We start from the raw sequence: 17,363 nt of genomic DNA on the forward strand, positions 1-17,363 counted from the left end.
ACGGCAACCAGGCCACATATTGGTATACAAAAACCAGGTTTTCGGTATACTTCGGATGTGAAACTGAAAGTGGCCAAGCAGGCGAGACGACACAAGGTCGGCAAGGCCCACATGATGCACGTCATCAGCAACTGTCCCCCTCGTGAGTCAACACGCATCACCGGTGAGACGGAACTCAGCTGGGTTGGCATCGACGACCGGGGACTCGAACTGCACATCGTCGCTGTTGTCACCACGGATGACCGCACAGCTGAGGAGATCCTCTTGGTCATCCACTGCTTCCCCACTGTCTTGAAAGGCTGATCCATGGGCGAACGTACCTACACCGTCAATCTCGGCTCCCGTGGTCGCGTCACGGTGACGGAGTCCGACATCGAGGAGATCGACCTTGATGAATCCACCGTCCAGGTCGACGGCGTGCGGCTCACTGAGGCCCGCGCTGCGCAGCTCGCCCGGGAGATCTCCGTCCGGCACGGACGACGCGGAGGCCGTCCCTCCCTGCCGGAACACGAACGGGCCAGTGTGCAGAAGGCCCTCCGCCTGACCCCCGAGCAGGCGCAACGCCTCGCGGCCGCAGCCAGCTCGCGGGGAGTCAGCGAATCGGAGCTGCTGCGAAACGCTCTCGACGCCTACCTGGCCAGCTGAGTACCATGCTCGGGGCCCGAAGAGTCCTGGAGGAAGGCACCCCGACATGAACCAGCTCGACGCTGCAGCCCGTCAGTTGCAGGAGTTCGCCCAAGAGCTGGAGCCGGTGGGCCTCGCCCGCGCCCTGGGTGCCATGTCCCCGGCCGAACTGGCCGAGGCGAGGGCCGCCTGGGTCGAGAACCCCATCGCCATCGGTGGCCCGCTCGGTGAGCTGAAACGCATGATTCTCCAGGCCTGGCTCGGCAACCGGACAGGCTGGTTCGCCATCCAGGTCAACAGCTGGTCGATGAACGAGATCGTCGCCGATGACGAGCTGCGCGACCTGCTCGTCGCGCGTCTCGTGGAGCGGGGCCCAGAGTGGGTGCAGGAACTGCTGGCGGAGGTGACCGCCGATCCGGATCATGGAGCCCACGCGGCCCCGCTGCTGGACCCCGTGCTCGCCTCGCTCGGCCTGCCGGAACCAACCGACAAGGCCTATCGGCTGGGTCGACTGCGGCCGTGGGGATCGGATGAGAGTGCCGCGCTGGATGCCGTGCGCAGGAACCTCGCGGGGCTGCCGGAGCGGGAACGTGCCGAGGCGGAGCGGCTGCTCATCACCGCCCACACGTCGACGAGATATCCGGGGTGGCGTGACGGACCGCTGGGTCTGCTGGCGATCGTGCTGGTGGCGGAGCTGGGCGCGACGGCGAAGCAGACGGCGGCGGCCATCACCTCAGGCATGGTGCAGTGGTCGGACCCGGCCTTGATCCCGACGGTGCTGGCCGCGATCGAGGCGCGCGGGGAGCAGTTCGTCGCCGACTTCGTCGCAGCCGCCGTCGCAAAGCGCGCCCCGTCCGGTTTCGTCGTGCTGCTCGACCCGCTCATCCGGGACCACGGGCTGCCGCTGCCGCAGGCCCCCCGCTACTGGGAGGCGTGGGTGCGTTCCGACCCGCTGCCACGCGTCGGGGACCGCTGGCAGCAGCGGTTCCTGCTGGCCCTGGCCCAGCCGAATGTGCTGCGCACGCAGCTCTCGAAGGCGGAGCTGCAGGAGCGGGTGCGGGTCGGGATCGCCGAGGTGCATCAGGCCGAGCCGATCGACGACGACGCCCTGCTGCTGGGGCTGCTGGGCGTGGTGGAGCGCGGCGACAAGACCAGCTGCCAGCGGATCGCGCTGCACTGGCTGGAGGCCCTCGACCTGGGCCCGCGGATCCCCGCGCACCGCGACCGGGCCCTGGCGGCCCTGGCGAGCGCTGACGCCCCCGTCGTGACGCTCGTGACCAACGCCCTGCTGGCGGGAGGGCAGGGCGACGAGGGACTGAGTGAGCTCGCCGTGGTCGTGCTGCCCCGCACGCAGAAGGGGCCTCGAGAGAAGGTGCTGAAGGCCTTGTCGAAGCTCGATTCACCGACGGAGGAGCTGAGGGGACTCGTCGCCGCGACCGGCCACGACCCGGATGCCACCATCTCGGCGCTGGCGAGGGAGTTGTTGGCCCAGTGGGGTGAGCAGGCCGACCCCCCGGAGCCGGTGACGGGGCTGTGGCGGGCACCGTCGCGGTGGGAGCCTGAGCCCGTCGCCGAGGTGGAGGTGCCGAACGAGTGGCCCGACAACCCGACGGTGGAGCAGCGGGAGCAGCTGCTGGCGGCCGTCGTCGCACTGGCACACCGTGCTGGTGCGGGTGCGGTGCGGCAGCGGGTGCTGCCCGATGATCCGGGTGCCTCGGAGCGGGCGGTCCAGACGCGGCTGAAGCAGCTGCTCACGGGCAGGCAGAACCGGAAGCTGCCGAGCCCGGAGTTGCTGTCCCGGTTGCTGATGCAGTGGCTCGCGGATGTCATCGCGCGGCTCGGTCAGCTGCCCTGCCTGCTGGCGACGCCGTCGCATCGCGGGTTGCTCGTGGCCTGGGAGGCGTTCCGGGAGCGTGCCGCCAGGTACCGGGAGGCGGGGGTCGCGCTGGTGGCCTCCGATGTGGCGGTGGCGCTGGGTCGGCTGGACCGGGCGACGCTGCTGGAGGACCTGACCGAGTTCACGCAGCCGATCGCCGGGACGCGCGTCGACCTGGCCGAGGTGCTGCGCCACTGGGCGGGGGCCGAGGAACAGCCGCTGGAGCTCACCTTCCTGACACCACCGAAGGAGCCGATCCGGTGGAGCAGCCTCAAGGCGCCGACCCGGCCCCGCATCCGGGCGACGGGGGCGGAGGCACCGTGCCACGACCTGCTCCGACTGGAATCGGGCTGGACCGGGCCGTTCGAGCCGTTGACGACCCGTGACGCCTGGTCGTGCCAGCTGCTGCCCCACGTCGCGAGCCGACCCGCCGTCGAGGGACTGCGGCTGCTGGAAGGGCTGGCGGCCCCGTGGCCGTCCGACGTGTTGGACGTGGTGGCGGTGGCGAGACCCTTGCCGCCGGTGCTGACCTACGCGGTGCTGGTGCTCATCGGGGACACCGGGACGAGGGACCGTGACGAGATCGCTGAGGCGCTGCTTCGGGCATGGGAGGAGGGCCGCCTCAGCGGCGACGACCTCGTCGAGGCGTGGGAGCTGCCGTGGCGGGACCACTACCCCGTCTCGGAGGGCAGGACCCTGGCGGTGCTGCAGATCCTGGCCGAGGCGGGCGCACTGGCGCTGACCTGGCCGCTCATGGTCCATGTGGCGGAGCGGCACGCGGCGGCGGAGAAGATCCCGGCAGCGGCAGCAGGCTGGCTGGAGACGCTCCTGAAGCACCTGCCGGACGTGACCGCGGCGGGGATCCCCGCCCTGCTGCCGAACGTCGTCACCCTGGCGGGACGAAAGGGAGGCAGCAAGGCGATCCGGACGGCACGGGAGATCACGGCGCTGCTGTCCTGAGCAGTCGCCTGGTCGAGCCCCCGGACCGAGTCGCAGGCGTCGGTCCCGGGCGGGCCCGACCGTTCCCGCCTCAGTTCCACCCGTCAGGGACCACAGCCTCCACCAGCACGGCGTACGACATGAGGTGCAGCACCCCGTCCCGGGCGATGGTCGCCGCAGCGTCCCGGTATGCCTGCCACATCCGTTCCCGCACCGTCGCCTCCTGGGCCAGATGGGCCCGACCGATCCCTGCGATCCCGTGCGCGGGTCCCTGCCACAGGTCCACTGGATCGATGACGAACTCCCAGAACACGACTCCTGCGGACCCGACCTCGAGCCCGCACTCCCCGGCCAGTCCCGCCAACCCATCGGGGCTCCGTTCGAAGTCCTCCTCCGGTGGGAGATGCTGCACAGGTGGTGCCGTGAACCCCGGCACCGAGGTCGCCGCGCGCCACAGCAGATCGAGATCCCCCAGGGAACTCTCCCAGATGGTGGCGACGATCCTGCCACCCGGTGTGACCACCCGTGCGATGTCACGCAGGGCACGTCGAGGGCTCGCCACGTGATTGATGACGAACGAGGCCACCGCGTGGTCGAACGTCCGGTCCGGGAACGCCATGCCCGGTGTGGCACCTGCGGCCCATGTCACCGCGGAGTCCACCCCTCGCCGCCGCGCCACCTCGAGCATGTCCGCATCCGGCTCCAGGGCCGTGACCCTCCACCCCCGTGCCGCAGCCCGGACGCTCAGTCTCCCGGTCCCGGCCCCCACGTCCAGCAGCCGCCTACCACCTCCCGTCGGCAGGGCGTCGAGGATCGCCGGGGTCGCGCCGGCGCACAACCGGGCGAAACTCACGTCGTAGGCCTCCGCTGCACCGCCACTCCATCCGGTCCCCATGTGATCTCCTTTCCGTGCCCCTCGCCTGTACCAACCGGTGTCACTCCGCCGGGTCCATGACCACGGCCTCGACGAGGGGGACCCCTGCCTCCAGGTCCACCAGACGCAGCACGAAGGGCCGATCCACGACGAACGGGACGGGATCGGTCGCCGACAGCGAGGCGGACATCCAGTGCTCGGTCAGGGCCGCCGCGACCACTCCCCGCTCCGTCACCGTGACCCGGACCTGCTGCGCGACCTGGACCGCCGGCAGGCCGGGCGCGACGTGGTCCAGCCCCGGTGGCACGCCGAGTTCCTCCAGCAGCGGGTTCAGCGGGACCGGACCGGAGGACAGGTCCAGTCTCGGCATCCTCAGCCGCACCGGCGTCGGCTCGGCGACGGTGAGCGCCTCCGTGGCCGCAGCCCAGGTCCCGGGTGGCAGCTCGACGGGCGAGATCCGCTGTCGGGGCAGGATGAGGTCGCAGGCCAGGCCGCCGCAGCGGTGGTCCAGACGCACGGCCTGCCATCCCCTGCGCCGGACGAACCGACGGTCGGTCTGGGCGCCCATGCAGGTGACGGTGCTGGTGGTGCCGTCGGCACGGTGGAAGGGTGCACCGTCACTGAGCAGGGTGAGTTCGCGATCCCATCCGGCCGCGACGAGCAGGGCGTTCTGCAGCACGATCCGGGTCTGCTCGTCCACCACGACCGCCGTCTGCTCGATGAGTTTCCCGGTGTGCAGGGCGGCCCAGGCGTCGAGCCGGGTCCTGGCCTCGGCCAGCGGAGCCCTGCTGATCGTCGCTCTGTCGTCGAGGGCGGCCATGTAGCCGGGCAGGGGCTCGGTGTCATCGATGAGCATGACGTGATCGGCCAGGTGCAGCAGGGGCGTCTCCGGCGGCTGATCGGGATCGAGGTCGCGCAGCAGGTCCGGGTCCGGGTCGAACCGCCGCAGTGCCTCGCGGGTCTCGGCGTCGAGCCCCACCCCGGCCTCGGGGTGGAGCAGGGAGATGAGGGCCGCCACCCCGACCGGGCTGCAGAGCGCATTCCGGTGTGGCTCCTCGGTCACCTGCCTGGCCAGCAGCTCGGCCCCCAGGCGATTGACGAACTCACGAGATCCCACGACGCCTCCTCCACCCCGATTCTCCCGCACCACGGGCGACGGGGCGATCCCCCATCCGAATCCCCGCAATCGACCGCACCTGTTGAATCAGATGTAGTAGTTGTGCTACATATTGAGGCATGACAAATACTTCACCGCCGGTGATCTCCGCGACGGGGCTCACCATGGCCTACGGCGACAACCTCGTGCTGGACTCCATCGACCTCACCATCGAGGCCCGCGAGACCGTCGTCCTGCTCGGCCCCAACGGTGCGGGCAAGACCACGATGGTCGAGGCGTTCGAGGGATTCCGTCGCCCCTCGGCCGGAACCCTCCGGGTGCTCGGGGAGGATCCGGCGACGGCGGGTGACGCGTGGCGGGCACGCGTGGGCGTGGTTCTCCAGTCCTGGCGCGATCACCCGAAATGGCAGGTGCGCACCCTGCTGGACCACCTCGGCTCCTTCTACCGCCCGTACTCCACCGCGGCGATCCCCCGGCCGTGGCCCACCGACGAGCTGCTCGACCTCGTCGGCCTCACCCGCGACGCCGACAAGAAGGTGTCCCAGCTGTCCGGCGGCCGTCGTCGTCGCCTCGACGTGGCCGTCGGGCTGGTCGGGCGCCCGGAGCTGTTGTTCCTCGACGAGCCGACCGCCGGTTTCGACCCGGAGGCCCGCCGCGACTTCCATGACCTGCTGGCCTCCCTCGAGGACATCGACACCACGATCCTCATGACCACCCACGACCTCGACGAGGCGGAACGGGTGGCCAGCCGCATCCTCATCCTGGCCGGACACCGGATCATCGCCGACGGCTCACCCGAGGAGCTGCGTCGCCACCACGCGGGCACCTCCGAGGTGCGATGGCGCGACGACGACGGCGCCCACGTCCACACCACCGACGACCCCGTCGGCTTCCTGCGTGGTCGGCTCGCCGACCCCCTGGTCCACATGGACAACCTCGAGGTGGAGCACAACTCCCTCGAGGACACCTACCTGGAACTCGTACGTCGAGAGGAACACCGATGAACCGCACCACGATCAGCGCCGGCCTGCGTCAGGCGGGCGTGAACCTGCTGGGCGACCTGCGCGGCCCAGCGATCCTCAGCTACCTCTTCTTCCCTCTGCTGGCGACCGCTTTCGCGTTGTCCGTGAACAACATCGAGCTGGATCAGGCGGCGATCAGCATCGGACGGTTCGCAGCACCGGGCTGGCTCGCCGTGGTGGTCGTGACCGGCGGGTTCATGGGGATTGCGTCGACGATCATGGCCGAGAAGGAGGACGGCACCCTGCTTCGGATGAAGAGCCTGCCCGGCGGGATGCAGGCCTACGTCCTCGGCAAGATCATGTACGTCACAGGCTCCACCATGGCCTCAGTGATCCTGACCCTCATTCCGCTGGCCCTCTTCATCCCTGAGATCGTGTCCTTCGGACCGGGAGGCTGGCTGGCCGCGTTCGGCCACACAGTGCTCGGCCTCCTCGCCACCCTGCCCATCGGTATCGTCGTCGGAGCTCTCATGCGGAGCGTGGTGGCCCTGGTCATCTCCATGGCGGTGCTCTACCTCCTGATGGGGGCCTCCGGCCTGCTCTTCCCCCTCAATGATCTGGTCCCAGCGTGGTTCCAGTGGCTGATTCAGGCCCTGCCCCCGTACTGGATCGGCCTGGGGATGCGCTCCGCGATGCTCCCCGCCGAGGCGGCGGCGCTGGAGTTCGGCGGCAGCTTCCGCGTCGTGGAGACCCTCGTCGTCCTCGGGCTCTGGGTGGTCGCGGGTCTGGTGCTCGCGCCACGGGCGCTACGTCGTATGGTGAGGGGCGTGTCCGGATCACAGGTGGCCAAGGCCCGCGAGCGCATCCTCGCCAGGGGGTACTGAATGGCGGAGACCATCCACAACCGCATCGCCATGCTGCGCGCCGAGCGAGGGATCTCCCGGCGCCAGCTGGCCGAGGCCCTGGGCATCCACTACCAGACCGTCGGTTACCTGGAACGCGGCGAGTACTCCCCGTCGCTGACGCTGGCCCTGCAGTTGGCGGAGTACTTCGAGGTCCCGGTCGAGGTGCTGTTCTCGCTGCGCCCCTTCCCCCGCATCGGGGCGTGACGCGGGGTCGCGGGTCACACGACGATGAGGTGCAGGCCGGGATCGACGGCGCTGAGGTCGACGGGATCCGAGGTGACGACGGCATGGCCGTGTTCCCGCGCGTGGAGGGCCACGTGCACGTCGACGACGTCGGCATGCCCCGTTCGCCCGCACAGCACCCCGACCGCCCGGGCGGACACCCCGTCGAGCGACACCACCTTCACGACGGGATCGCCCAGCAGCGCCGCCACCCGGGCCTGGCGTGGACCGCCGCGCCAGGCCTGGGCGACGACCCCGGCAGGCACCGCCAAGGGCACTCTGCTCTCGACGGCCCGCCTGAGCAGCGCCCGGATCTTGGCATCCCCTCGCTCCAGGGCAAGGAGGGCGCCGGTGTCGAGGACGAGGCCGGCGACGAGGCTCACGCCAACCCCAGTTCCCGGTCAGCCCAGGCCAGGTCCTCCGCACTCACCGCCCCGAGGTCGCGATCGAGTTCCTCCAGCAGCAGCCGCAGGCTGTCCTCGCGATCCGCGCGCGCCACGGCCTGGCTGATGAACCCGGACACCGACGCGGCCCGCCCCTGCTGCACGGCGCGCTGGATCATCTCCACCTGCTCATCGGGCAGGCTCACCGCGATCTTTCGAGTCATACCGAAATCATACCGACCGCCCCACTCCCCCGCCTCGCCCCCGCTCCCCCGCCCGAGCACGAATCGCCGTTTTGCTTTTATGGCAGCGCTGACATCGGCATCTCACGCACGCAACCCGCCAGTTGGTGTACGCCCCGCCGCAGATCACTAGCCGCCTAGTAACATGGCACCTCATGAGTGACCTGGTGGGTATCAAACAGCGACTCCTGCTGGATCAGATCGGCGACGACCCCGCCGCCCGATTGGTGCTCGCCCTGCACACCACGACCCGGCGCATCGACGCAGCCTGCGCCCAGTTGCTGGCTGAACATCAGCTGTCGGAGGGGCGACTCGCGACCCTGCTCGCCGTCGTCGACGAGCCAGGACTCAGCCCCAGAACGCTGGCGGACCGGCTGGATGTGACCACCGCGACGGTGACCGGACTGCTGGATGGACTCGAGCGTGCAGGCCTCATCGAACGCCGTGCCCACGAGACGGATCGTCGGGCCCGCGTGCTCGTTCCGACCTCGGAGGGCGAGCGGCTGGTGGCGAGCCTCACCCCGATCTACGCCGACTGGCTGGTGCGCCTGGCCGACGGGATCGGCCCGGAGGCACTCGAGGTGATCGAGCAGGTACTGGCCACCCTTCAGGCCAATGTCACGGAGCATCCATGAGCATCGATCCGGCGCGCCTCGAGGCCCTGAACAGTGGCCGCTCCGCCTCCCGCACCCTGGCCGAGGCCCTGGCCGTCGACCAGCCCGCCCTGCTGCGGACCGTCGTCCCCGATCCGACCCCGGAGCTCCTCGCAGCCGCCGCCGATGCCGGACGGCTGGGCATCCTGCGTCGCATGTGGGCGATGGGGGAACTCCTCACTCGGATCGACGACACCCCCCTCACGCGCCACCCGTCCGACACCGTCCGGGGCTGGGTGTGCTTCGCCATCGCCCATCGCCACGAGGACGACCCCGAGGCGATGCTCAGTCAGCTGCAGCCGTTCGCCGACGACGAGCACTTCGCGGTCCGGGAATGGGCCTGGATGGCGGCCCGCCCGTCGCTGGTCCGGGACCTCGACGCAGGCATCGCCCTCCTCGTCCCCTGGACGGCACACGCCTCCGAGCGCATCCGACGCTTCGCGAGCGAGGCGCTGCGCCCGCGCGGGGTGTGGGCGCGGCACGTCGAGGAGCTGAAGCAGGAACCGCACCGGGGCGAGCCCCTGCTGGAGCCGCTGCGGTCCGACCCGTCGCGCTACGTCCAGGACTCGGTCGCGAACTGGATCAACGACGCCGCGAGAACCCGCCCCGACTGGGCCGTCGAGCTGTGCCGTCGCTGGCAGGAGGAGAGCCCCACCCCCGCCACCAGCCGCATCACGAAACGGGCGCTGCGTTCCGTGCAGCGGCCCCCCGAAGAAAGGAAAGGATGAGCATGGCCATCATCGAGATCGTCGAGTTCCGCACCCTCCCCGAGACCACCGCCGAGGCCCTGGAGCAGGCCCTGAGCGAACTCGACCGGGAGTTGGAACTCATCGGCGGGTTCCAGAGCCGCACCCTCTACCGCGAGGCAGAAACCGAGGACCAATGGATCCTGGACTACCGCTGGGACACTCTCCTCCAGGCACAGGAGTCCATGGGCAAGGTCGCGGGAACCGCGGTGTTCGGCAAGGTCATGGCCCTGGTCGCCGAACCGGAGACGATGCGCATCCGCTGCGGTGTCCCTGCCACGTGACAGCCCTCTGGCCCATTCACGGAATTTCGTTTACGATATTTGCGTGAGTGAGACCGAGATCAGCGAGGAACAGATCCAGGCCTGGGTCGCCGAGGCTGAGGCTGGTTACGATGTCGCCGAGTTGAAACGCCGTGGCCGGGGCCGACCGGGCCGCGGTGCCGAACCCATGCAGGTCGTTGCCGTACGACTCAGCATGGACGAGATCGCAGCACTCGACGCCATCGCAGCACGCAACCACATGAGTCGCTCAGAGGCACTTCGACAGGCTCTGGCCGAGTTCGCGGCATGAAATTCATCAGGGGTGCCCCGATTACACATACCCCGATACCACTAGCCCTGCCAGAGCCGCTCTTCCAACCACCCGTCGGCGATCCCCATCGAACGCACCTCGAGACCGTTGCCAGAGGGGAACTGACTCAGATGTTTCACGACTCGTTTTGCCCAGTCACCCTCAGAATCTACTTCCCGGAGCAAGTAGGCCATGACAGCCAATGCACTGTAGGAGCCAAATTTCTTCGGAGCTTGATCAGACCTCAGATGGGCAAGCAACGGAATCTCATCCGGAGATGGGCGCTTCGGAGCCGTGACAAGCCCTCGATTGAAGAGGCGGGCATGATGCGCCGCAATGTTCCGAACATGATTCATGCAGGCGATCCAACTGATCAGAAACTTTTTGGTTGGAGCCCCCAGTGAAACTGATATCTGAGTCGCAAGATCATTACGCAACCCCTTACAGAGACTCGAAAGATGACCTAGCTCAAGGACTTCAGTGAGAACCCAGATCGGAATCCGATTCTCATACTTGTCACGGAAGTGACCAATGAAATCCTCCTTGGATCTCTCCCGACATAGCCCCACTTTTCCAAGCCAGTCATAATGCTGACTTGTAACAACTCCCCTGCCTTCCTTGTACTCAGGCTTCAAAAAGGCTTCCGTGAAAATCGAAGGGTCCTCGTACACAAAAGGATCCCGCCCTCCGAGAAAATAGCCCACCTTGGCACGCAGGGCAACTTCAATGCGCTCCACAGCCTCAAGAACCAGGAGGCGAAGACGTCGATCAAAGTCCAAGAGCGCCACGACCTGCACCATATTCGTTCCTTCACGATAGCGCTCGGGAGACCGCCCCTCTTCATGGCCTGTCTCCCCCAGGGGATCCTCGCGGAAGGGAAACAGGTAACCACTCAGCCTGTAGTAACCAACATTCTGGAGGACCCGTTTCGCAACCTCACGATCCGAAACCTCCACACCGCGCTGGACAAGCAAGTCCACTTGTTGGTCGTATGAGAGCCACGGCTTGGTGTACTCCACAAGATCCTCCTCAGAAAAAGAAAATCGGCCCGAGCCTTGTGGCGAGCGGGCCGATCATGATGGCACAAATCGTAGCAGAAGGCAGACGCGGGCGCAAGGGGGACAGGGACGGTCCGTTTGGCGACCAGCCACACAAGGTGATCGCGAACCGTCGGTTTTCCGACACTTCGCGACCACCCAAGCCTCGCCGAGGGCCGAACTCAGCTGAACTGGCGACCGTACAGCGTCGCGTAGGCACCTCCGGCCGCGAGCAGCTCGTCGTGGGTGCCCCGCTCGACGATACGACCCTGATCCAGCACCAGGATCTGGTCCGCCTGACGCACCGTCGACAGACGATGGGCCACCACGATGGCCGTGCGACCCGCCCGCGCCGCGTCCAGGGCCTGCTGCACCGCGTGCTCCGAGGTGGCGTCCAGGTGCGCCGTCGCCTCGTCCAGCACGATCACCGGCGGTGACTTCAGCAGCAGCCTCGCGATCGCGACCCGCTGCCGCTCACCCCCACTCAACCGGTACCCACGCTCCCCGACGACGGTGTCCAGCCCGTCCGGGAGCCGCCGCACCACGTCCGCGACCTGCGCCGCCTCGAGCGCCTCCCACAACTGCTCCTCATCAGCCTCGGGACGGGCGAACAGCAGGTTGCCCCGCACCGTGTCGTGGAACAGGTGCGCATCCTGGGTGACGTAGCCGACGGCGTCCCGCAGGCTCGCCTGCCGCAGCCGCCGCACATCCACGCCCCCGACCCGCACCGCGCCGGAATCGACGTCGTAGAGCCGGGCGACCAGATGCGTGATCGTCGTCTTGCCCGCCCCCGACGGCCCCACCAGCGCGATGGTCCGCCCCGGCTCCGCCCGGAACCCCACCCCACGCAGCACCGGCTGACCGGCCACCTCCTCCGATCCCGCCTCCGGGGTCAGTGAGGCCAGTGAGACCTCCTCGGCCGCCGGGTAGGTGAACCACACGTCCTCCAGCTCCACCCCCACGGGATGCGGCACCGCCACCGCGTCGGCGGCGTCGACGATGCCCGGTTCGAGGTCGAGCACCTCATAGACCCGCTCGAAACTGACCAGCGCCGTCATCAGGTCGATCCGCACATTGGTCAGTGCCATCAACGGCCCGTACAGCCGGGCCAGCAGCGCCACCAGGGCCGTCAGCGTTCCCAGGCTCAACCGACCCTCGAGCACCGCCACACCGCCGAAACCGTAGAACAGCGCCGTCGCCACCGACCCGACCAGCGCCAGCGCGGCCAGGAACACCCTGACCACCAGCGCCATCCGCACCCCGTCCGCGGCGACGGCGGCGGCCTGCGCGTCGAACCGGTCCCGTTCCCGCCCCGGATCCCCGAACAGCTTCACCAGCAGGGCACCCGAGACGCTGAACCGCTCCGTCATGGTCTCGGTCAACGACGCGTTGTGCTCCATCCGCTGCCTGCCCAGATACGCCATCCTGATGGAGATCAGCTTCGCCGGGACCATGAAGACCGGCAGCAGCACCAACGCCGCCAGGGTCAGCTGCCACGACAGCCACAGCATCGAGGCGATCACCAGGCTCAGCGTGACGACATTGGTCAACGTCGAGGTCAACGCCGAGGTGAACGCCTGCTGGGCACCGGCGACGTCACTGGACAGCCGCGAGACGAGCCGTCCCGAGTTGGTGCGGGTGAAGAACGCCAGCGGCATCGAACTGACATGGGCGAACAGCCGGGTCCGCAGCCGGTGGATCATCCCCTCACCGATCAGCACGGAACACCAGCGCTCCGTCACCGCCAGCACCGCCGCGACCACGGCGATCCCCGCGACGACGAGCGCCAGCCTCACGATGACCCCGACATCCCCGGCCAGCACACCGTCATCGATGATCCGCTGGAACAACAGAAGCGGCACGACGGTCGCGGCACTGCCACCCAGCACGGCGACCACCAGCAGCGCGATCAACCGCGCGAACGGCCGCCCCTCGGCCAGCACACGACGCACCGTCCGACGATCCACCCGGTGCCGCAGCACGGCACGGTCCCGGGCGAACGGGCCGATGCCCAACCGCTCCGGTCGCCCGAGACTGCCCGCGGGCTGATCCGGCCTCACGACGCCCCCCGCCTCACCGTCGTCAGCGACCGGTCCCCGCGTAGACCACGGCCTGCTCGTCGGCGTCCAGCCCGAAGGCGGCGTGCGCCCCGCGCACCGCCCGGTCCACCTCGTCGGCCCCGACGACCACGGAGATGCGGATCTCGGAGGTGGAGATCATCTGCAGGTTCACGTTCTCCGCAGCCAGGGCCTGGAAGAAAGTGGCGGTGACACCAGGATGGGACCGCATCCCCACCCCGACGATGGAGACCTTGCCGACCTGGTCGTCGTAGAGCACCTCGTCGAACCCGACGGTCTCGCGCACCGCGTCGAGGGCCTCCAACGCCTTCTTGCCGTCGCTCATCGGCAGCGTGAAGGAGATGTCGGTCTTCACATCCGACAGGCGCGAGACGTTCTGCACGATCATGTCGATGTTGATCTCCGCATCCGAGATGGCCTTGAAGATCGCGGCGGCCTCACCCACCTGGTCGGGCACCCCGATGATGGTGATCTTCGCCTCGCTGCGGTCGTGCGCAACACCGGTGATGATGGCCTCTTCCATGCCTGTTCCCTTCTCGATCTCCTCCTGGGGCACCACCCAGGTTCCCGGCCTGTCGCTGAACGACGACCGGACGTGGACCTTCACGTTCTCCCGCCGCGCGTACTCCACGCATCTGAGATGGAGGATCTTGGCCCCGGACGCGGCCAGCTCCATCATCTCCTCGTACCCGATGACCTCGATGCGACGGGCGCTGGACACGATCCGGGGATCAGCGGTGTAGACACCGTCGACATCGGTGTAGATCTCACAGTGGTCGGCACCCAGCGCCGCGGCCAGGGCGACGGCGGTGGTGTCGGAGGCGCCCCGACCCAGCGTCGTGACGTCCTTCGTGGACTGCGCCACCCCCTGGAACCCGGCGACGATGGCGACGTTGCCCTGGTTCACGGCCTCCTCGACGCGCCCTGGGGTGATCTTGATGATCCGGGCGTTGCCGTGGGTGGGGGTGGTGAGCACGCCCGCCTGCGACCCGGTGTAGGACACGGCATCCACCCCGAGATCGGACAGCGCCATGGCCAGCAGCGCCGCCGACTGACGCTCCCCGGTGGTGAGCAGCATGTCCAGCTCCCGCGACTTCGGGCGTGGACTGACCTTGAGCGCCAGGTCCATCAGCTCGTCGGTGGTGTCCCCCATCGCGGAGATGACGATGATGACCTCGTTGCCCTCCGCACGGGTGCGGGCGATCCGGCGCGCGACACGCTTGATGGACTCGGCATCCGCGACGGATGAGCCACCGAACTTCTGAACGATCCGTCCCAAGGCGTTCCTCCTACCTCCTGGCACCGGCTGGAACCAGGAGAAGGCTACCCGAGATGCCCCGAGGTGCTCAGCCCTCGCCACCAGATGAACGACGACGGCTGAGTGGCACCCCGGTCAGGACTTCGACTTGGACTCACCACTCAGGTCGAACCAGCCGTCCTCCCAGGTCTGGGTCGCGGCCGCCGTCGTGTTGCCGACGGGACGTCCCACCGCGTTGTACTTCTCGTAGGCGCGGGCCAGGTACGTCTTGACGGTGCTCAGCGAGATCGCGGGGTCGAACTGGCGGCCGATGGCCTTGATCGGCACCCCTTCGGAGGCCAGGCGCAGGCAGCGCAGCTCGTGCGCGGACAGCGCCGGCAGGTCACCGGCCTCCTCGATGAGGGCGGCCGCCATCGCCGACGACGGCGACCATCCGGTCTCGTGGATCTCGACGAGGGTCTCGAAGTGCTTGTCCGGCGACTCGTCCTTGAGGGCCAGGCCACGCGCCCCCGCCTGCATGGCGAGGCTGATGGGGACGCGACGGTGGTCCGCGGTGAACGCCAGGCAGGAGATCCCCTCGGCACTGAGCTTCGCGATGGTGCGGTGACCGGCGAGCTCACCGTGGAGCATCAGGTCCACCATCGCGACGTCGGGCCGGTTGGCCAGACACCACTCCTCGAACTCCTCGGGGTTGGTGCTGGAGAACTGCACCTCCAACTCAGGATGGTCGTTGCCGAGGGCTGTCACTGCTCGGCAGATGAACTCGTGGTCATCGAGAACAGCCACACGAATGCTCAACGTCTTTCCTCCTCGCAGACAAGCTGGGTGAAATCTGGATCGGTCACCAAGATTCTTGCACCAGTGAGCAAGCTCTGCTGGCCGATGGTGAGTCCCGGTTCGGCGATGGTGACCATCAAGGTGCCCTTTCGGCGCGTGATCGTGAGGCGTTGCCCGGTCTCGGGGTCACCCAGCCCACGCAGGATGTCGGCCAATCGGATGGCTTCGGTTTCCTCGATCTGTTCGATGTCCAGCATGCACCCCCACCCGGCGCGACGCAGCACGTCGAGCGCGGCGGCGAGGCGCATGCCGTCCGGCCACATGCGCAGCGCATCCCGGAGTCGGGACTCGGCGTGGCGTGCCTCGACACGGACGGCGGGGTCGGCGGGGTCCGCCTTCCCGGTGTGCAGCTCGGTGAACAGGGGGCCACAGATGCGTTCCAGCTCCCGCAGCCACAGCTGCTGTTCGGTGATGCGGGCCACGCGGAGTTCCTCGGACATCAACAGTTCGGCGCGCTGCTCGGCGGCCTGGTGGGCCCGTTGGCTGAGCACCGACATCACGAGCACCACCCCGAGTGTGATCAGTGCCCACACCAGGGTGGGGATCAGTGCGCCCAGCCCGAGCGGGGGCCGATAGCCGCCGAGCCACCCGAGCGATCCGATGGTGGCCACCAGCACCATCCCGGACATCAGGAGCGTGACGAGTCTGCCGTTGCGGCCGGGCAGCGCCACCAGCATGAGGGCACCTGCCATGGGGGCCACCCAGAGTTGCGCACCGTCGGGGGCCAGGGAGGCCAGGCCGTGGTTGATCACCAGCACCAGCATTCCCCAGCAGACCGCGACGATGGCCTCCCGGGCGCGCAGGCCCCGTCGCTGCAGGATGAGCCGGATCAGCAGCAGCAGTCCGGCGGTGGCCAGCAGCATCGGTCCGGCGACGAACAGGGTCGAGGCGGGTGGGGTGAGCACCAGCATGATGACCGAGGCGACGATGGCGGGGAAGGGGGTGAGCGCCAGGAAGCGACGTCCCGCCGGGCCGATCCGTGTGGCGTGGGGAAGGGGTTTCCAGGTGAGCGTGACCTCGGTGCCACTGACGTCGGAGCGGATGTCGGCCTGGCCGCCGATCTCCAGCATCCGGCCGTGGATGCCGTCGCGGATCCCCATCCGGGCGCGAGGCACCTCATCCGTGTCGAACCCGGGACCCCAGTCGGAGATGGTGATGATGCAGCCGTCGGAGGAGGAGGTGGCCTGCACGTGGGCGGTGCCGTTCGGGACGTGTCGGGCGACGTTGCGGGCGGCCTCGCGGGTGGCCTCCGACATGACGCGGGTGACCCGGCCGGGGAGGGCACCGCGGTCGTTGACCTTGAGTTCGACGGGGCAGCCGACCCGGGACAGGGCCTCCTCCAGGCTCGCCACCAGTGGGGAGGAGTCGGGGTCCGGTTCGGCCCCGATGATCCCGGCGCGGGACTCCTCGGTGAGGCGTTTGACCTCGTCGCGGGTCAGTTTTCCGCGGCCGCTCGCGATCTGCTGGAACAGGTGGAGCAGGGTGTCGTGGACCCGACGGATGTTCTCACGTCGGGTCTGGGCCAGCAGCTCGGTGCGCTGTTCCTCCAGCTGACGACGCACCCCGTCGGCGGCGGCATCGGTGGTGTCGCTGATCTGGGCCCTCATGGCCAGGTCGGCCAGGAGCACGGTGACCAGCCCGCTGAGCAGCAGCACGAGACCCATGACGACGTCCTGCCAGCCGCGTGCGACCACGAAGACCAGGGCGGCGGCCCCGGCCAGTGCGGCCACGGCGCTCGCCACCCCGAGGCTCATGAGCCGCCTGGTCGCCCTGCCCGAGATCTCGCGTTGCATCGCCCCGCATTCTTGCATGCCGGACCAACACGACGTCGATCCCCCTGCCCCTGACGTCGATCCATGGTCCCCGTACACCTCGCCATCCGGGGCACGGATCGCAGCGGGAGGGCACCGGGCCGTCGGGAGGATGCGGGCGGACGTCCTTCACCTGCGGGTCGTGACCAGCCGTGCTGGGAACAGATCACGACTGGCCACGGCAATCACGGTTTCCAGGCCTGACCACGACCGGACCGGTAACCTT

General features: G+C 68.6%; 19 protein-coding genes. 10 read left to right on the forward strand and 9 right to left on the reverse strand.

What is annotated here, in order from left to right:
• The first annotated feature begins 57 nt into the window (after positions 1-57).
• Genes EII34_RS10090 through EII34_RS10100 form a run of 3 tightly spaced genes read left to right on the forward strand, consistent with a single transcriptional unit; the run spans position 58 to position 3,460 of the window.
• On the forward strand, positions 58-303 hold the full coding sequence (locus EII34_RS10090; RefSeq protein ID WP_124845036.1) for a hypothetical protein: 246 nt from the start codon (positions 58-60) through the stop codon (positions 301-303).
• Between the two features lie 3 nt (positions 304-306).
• On the forward strand, positions 307-645 hold the full coding sequence (locus EII34_RS10095) for a hypothetical protein (RefSeq protein WP_124845037.1): 339 nt from the start codon (positions 307-309) through the stop codon (positions 643-645).
• Positions 646-691: 46 nt separating this feature from the next.
• The gene (locus tag EII34_RS10100; protein ID WP_124845038.1) at positions 692-3,460 is read left to right on the forward strand and encodes a transcription factor IIS helical bundle-like domain-containing protein; all 2,769 of its coding nucleotides are present in this window, start codon (positions 692-694) and stop codon (positions 3,458-3,460) included.
• A gap of 70 nt (positions 3,461-3,530) precedes the next feature.
• On the opposite strand, the gene EII34_RS10105 is transcribed toward EII34_RS10100, so the two are convergent.
• Both EII34_RS10105 and EII34_RS10110 read right to left on the reverse strand, forming a co-directional pair.
• Positions 3,531-4,334, reverse strand: a complete 804-nt coding sequence (locus EII34_RS10105) for a class I SAM-dependent methyltransferase (protein WP_124845039.1) — start codon at positions 4,332-4,334, stop codon at positions 3,531-3,533.
• Positions 4,335-4,374: 40 nt separating this feature from the next.
• A complete protein-coding gene (locus tag EII34_RS10110) occupies positions 4,375-5,430 on the reverse strand; it encodes a serpin family protein (RefSeq protein ID WP_185711286.1) in 1,056 nt (351 codons plus the stop codon).
• 119 nt (positions 5,431-5,549) lie between these two features.
• Here EII34_RS10110 and EII34_RS10115 point away from each other — a divergent pair, with 119 nt between their 5' ends.
• Genes EII34_RS10115 through EII34_RS10125 form a run of 3 tightly spaced genes read left to right on the forward strand, consistent with a single transcriptional unit; the run spans position 5,550 to position 7,501 of the window.
• The gene (locus EII34_RS10115) at positions 5,550-6,434 is read left to right on the forward strand and encodes an ABC transporter ATP-binding protein (protein WP_221620269.1); all 885 of its coding nucleotides are present in this window, start codon (positions 5,550-5,552) and stop codon (positions 6,432-6,434) included.
• Entirely contained in the window at positions 6,431-7,276 is an 846-nt protein-coding gene (locus tag EII34_RS10120; protein WP_124845041.1) for an ABC transporter permease, read from the forward strand. The genes EII34_RS10115 and EII34_RS10120 overlap by 4 nt, the downstream gene beginning before the upstream one ends.
• Positions 7,277-7,501 (forward strand): helix-turn-helix transcriptional regulator, encoded by a 225-nt coding sequence (locus tag EII34_RS10125; protein WP_124845042.1) that lies wholly within the window; start codon positions 7,277-7,279, stop codon positions 7,499-7,501.
• Between the two features lie 14 nt (positions 7,502-7,515).
• Here EII34_RS10125 and EII34_RS10130 read toward each other — a convergent pair whose 3' ends face one another.
• On the reverse strand, positions 7,516-7,902 hold the full coding sequence (locus EII34_RS10130; protein WP_124845043.1) for a PIN domain-containing protein: 387 nt from the start codon (positions 7,900-7,902) through the stop codon (positions 7,516-7,518).
• Entirely contained in the window at positions 7,899-8,126 is a 228-nt protein-coding gene (locus tag EII34_RS10135; RefSeq protein ID WP_124845044.1) for a ribbon-helix-helix domain-containing protein, read from the reverse strand. The genes EII34_RS10130 and EII34_RS10135 overlap by 4 nt, the downstream gene beginning before the upstream one ends.
• Before the next feature lie 173 nt (positions 8,127-8,299).
• On the opposite strand from EII34_RS10135, the gene EII34_RS10140 reads away from it, so the two are divergent.
• From EII34_RS10140 to EII34_RS10155, 4 genes are read left to right on the forward strand one after another with little or no spacing between them, the layout of a single operon-like run.
• Positions 8,300-8,779, forward strand: coding sequence for a MarR family winged helix-turn-helix transcriptional regulator (locus tag EII34_RS10140; RefSeq protein WP_124845045.1), 480 nt, complete (start codon positions 8,300-8,302; stop codon positions 8,777-8,779).
• Entirely contained in the window at positions 8,776-9,525 is a 750-nt protein-coding gene (locus EII34_RS10145) for a DNA alkylation repair protein (RefSeq protein WP_124845046.1), read from the forward strand. Before EII34_RS10140 ends, EII34_RS10145 begins: the two co-directional genes overlap by 4 nt.
• 2 nt (positions 9,526-9,527) lie before the next feature.
• The gene (locus EII34_RS10150) at positions 9,528-9,827 is read left to right on the forward strand and encodes an antibiotic biosynthesis monooxygenase family protein (RefSeq protein ID WP_124845047.1); all 300 of its coding nucleotides are present in this window, start codon (positions 9,528-9,530) and stop codon (positions 9,825-9,827) included.
• A gap of 43 nt (positions 9,828-9,870) precedes the next feature.
• The gene (locus tag EII34_RS10155) at positions 9,871-10,116 is read left to right on the forward strand and encodes a ribbon-helix-helix protein, CopG family (RefSeq protein ID WP_124845048.1); all 246 of its coding nucleotides are present in this window, start codon (positions 9,871-9,873) and stop codon (positions 10,114-10,116) included.
• 41 nt (positions 10,117-10,157) lie between these two features.
• Here EII34_RS10155 and EII34_RS10160 read toward each other — a convergent pair whose 3' ends face one another.
• The 5 genes from EII34_RS10160 to EII34_RS10180 form a co-directional block, all read right to left on the reverse strand.
• Positions 10,158-11,135 (reverse strand): Abi family protein, encoded by a 978-nt coding sequence (locus EII34_RS10160; RefSeq protein ID WP_124845049.1) that lies wholly within the window; start codon positions 11,133-11,135, stop codon positions 10,158-10,160.
• Between the two features lie 200 nt (positions 11,136-11,335).
• Entirely contained in the window at positions 11,336-13,213 is a 1,878-nt protein-coding gene (locus tag EII34_RS10165) for an ABC transporter ATP-binding protein (RefSeq protein WP_260425119.1), read from the reverse strand.
• A 22-nt stretch (positions 13,214-13,235) separates the two neighbouring features.
• Complete coding sequence (locus tag EII34_RS10170) at positions 13,236-14,510, reverse strand: aspartate kinase (protein WP_124845050.1); 1,275 nt, start codon at positions 14,508-14,510, stop codon at positions 13,236-13,238.
• Positions 14,511-14,624: 114 nt separating this feature from the next.
• Positions 14,625-15,287: a response regulator transcription factor gene (locus EII34_RS10175; RefSeq protein ID WP_124845051.1), complete on the reverse strand. Its 663-nt coding sequence runs from the start codon at positions 15,285-15,287 to the stop codon at positions 14,625-14,627.
• Positions 15,284-17,119 (reverse strand): sensor histidine kinase, encoded by a 1,836-nt coding sequence (locus EII34_RS10180; RefSeq protein ID WP_124845052.1) that lies wholly within the window; start codon positions 17,117-17,119, stop codon positions 15,284-15,286. Before EII34_RS10180 ends, EII34_RS10175 begins: the two co-directional genes overlap by 4 nt.
• Positions 17,120-17,363 lie beyond the last annotated feature (244 nt).

Origin of the sequence: Arachnia propionica (assembly GCF_003859805.1) — a bacterium.
Classification (GTDB): Bacteria; Actinomycetota; Actinomycetes; order Propionibacteriales; family Propionibacteriaceae; genus Arachnia; species Arachnia propionica_C.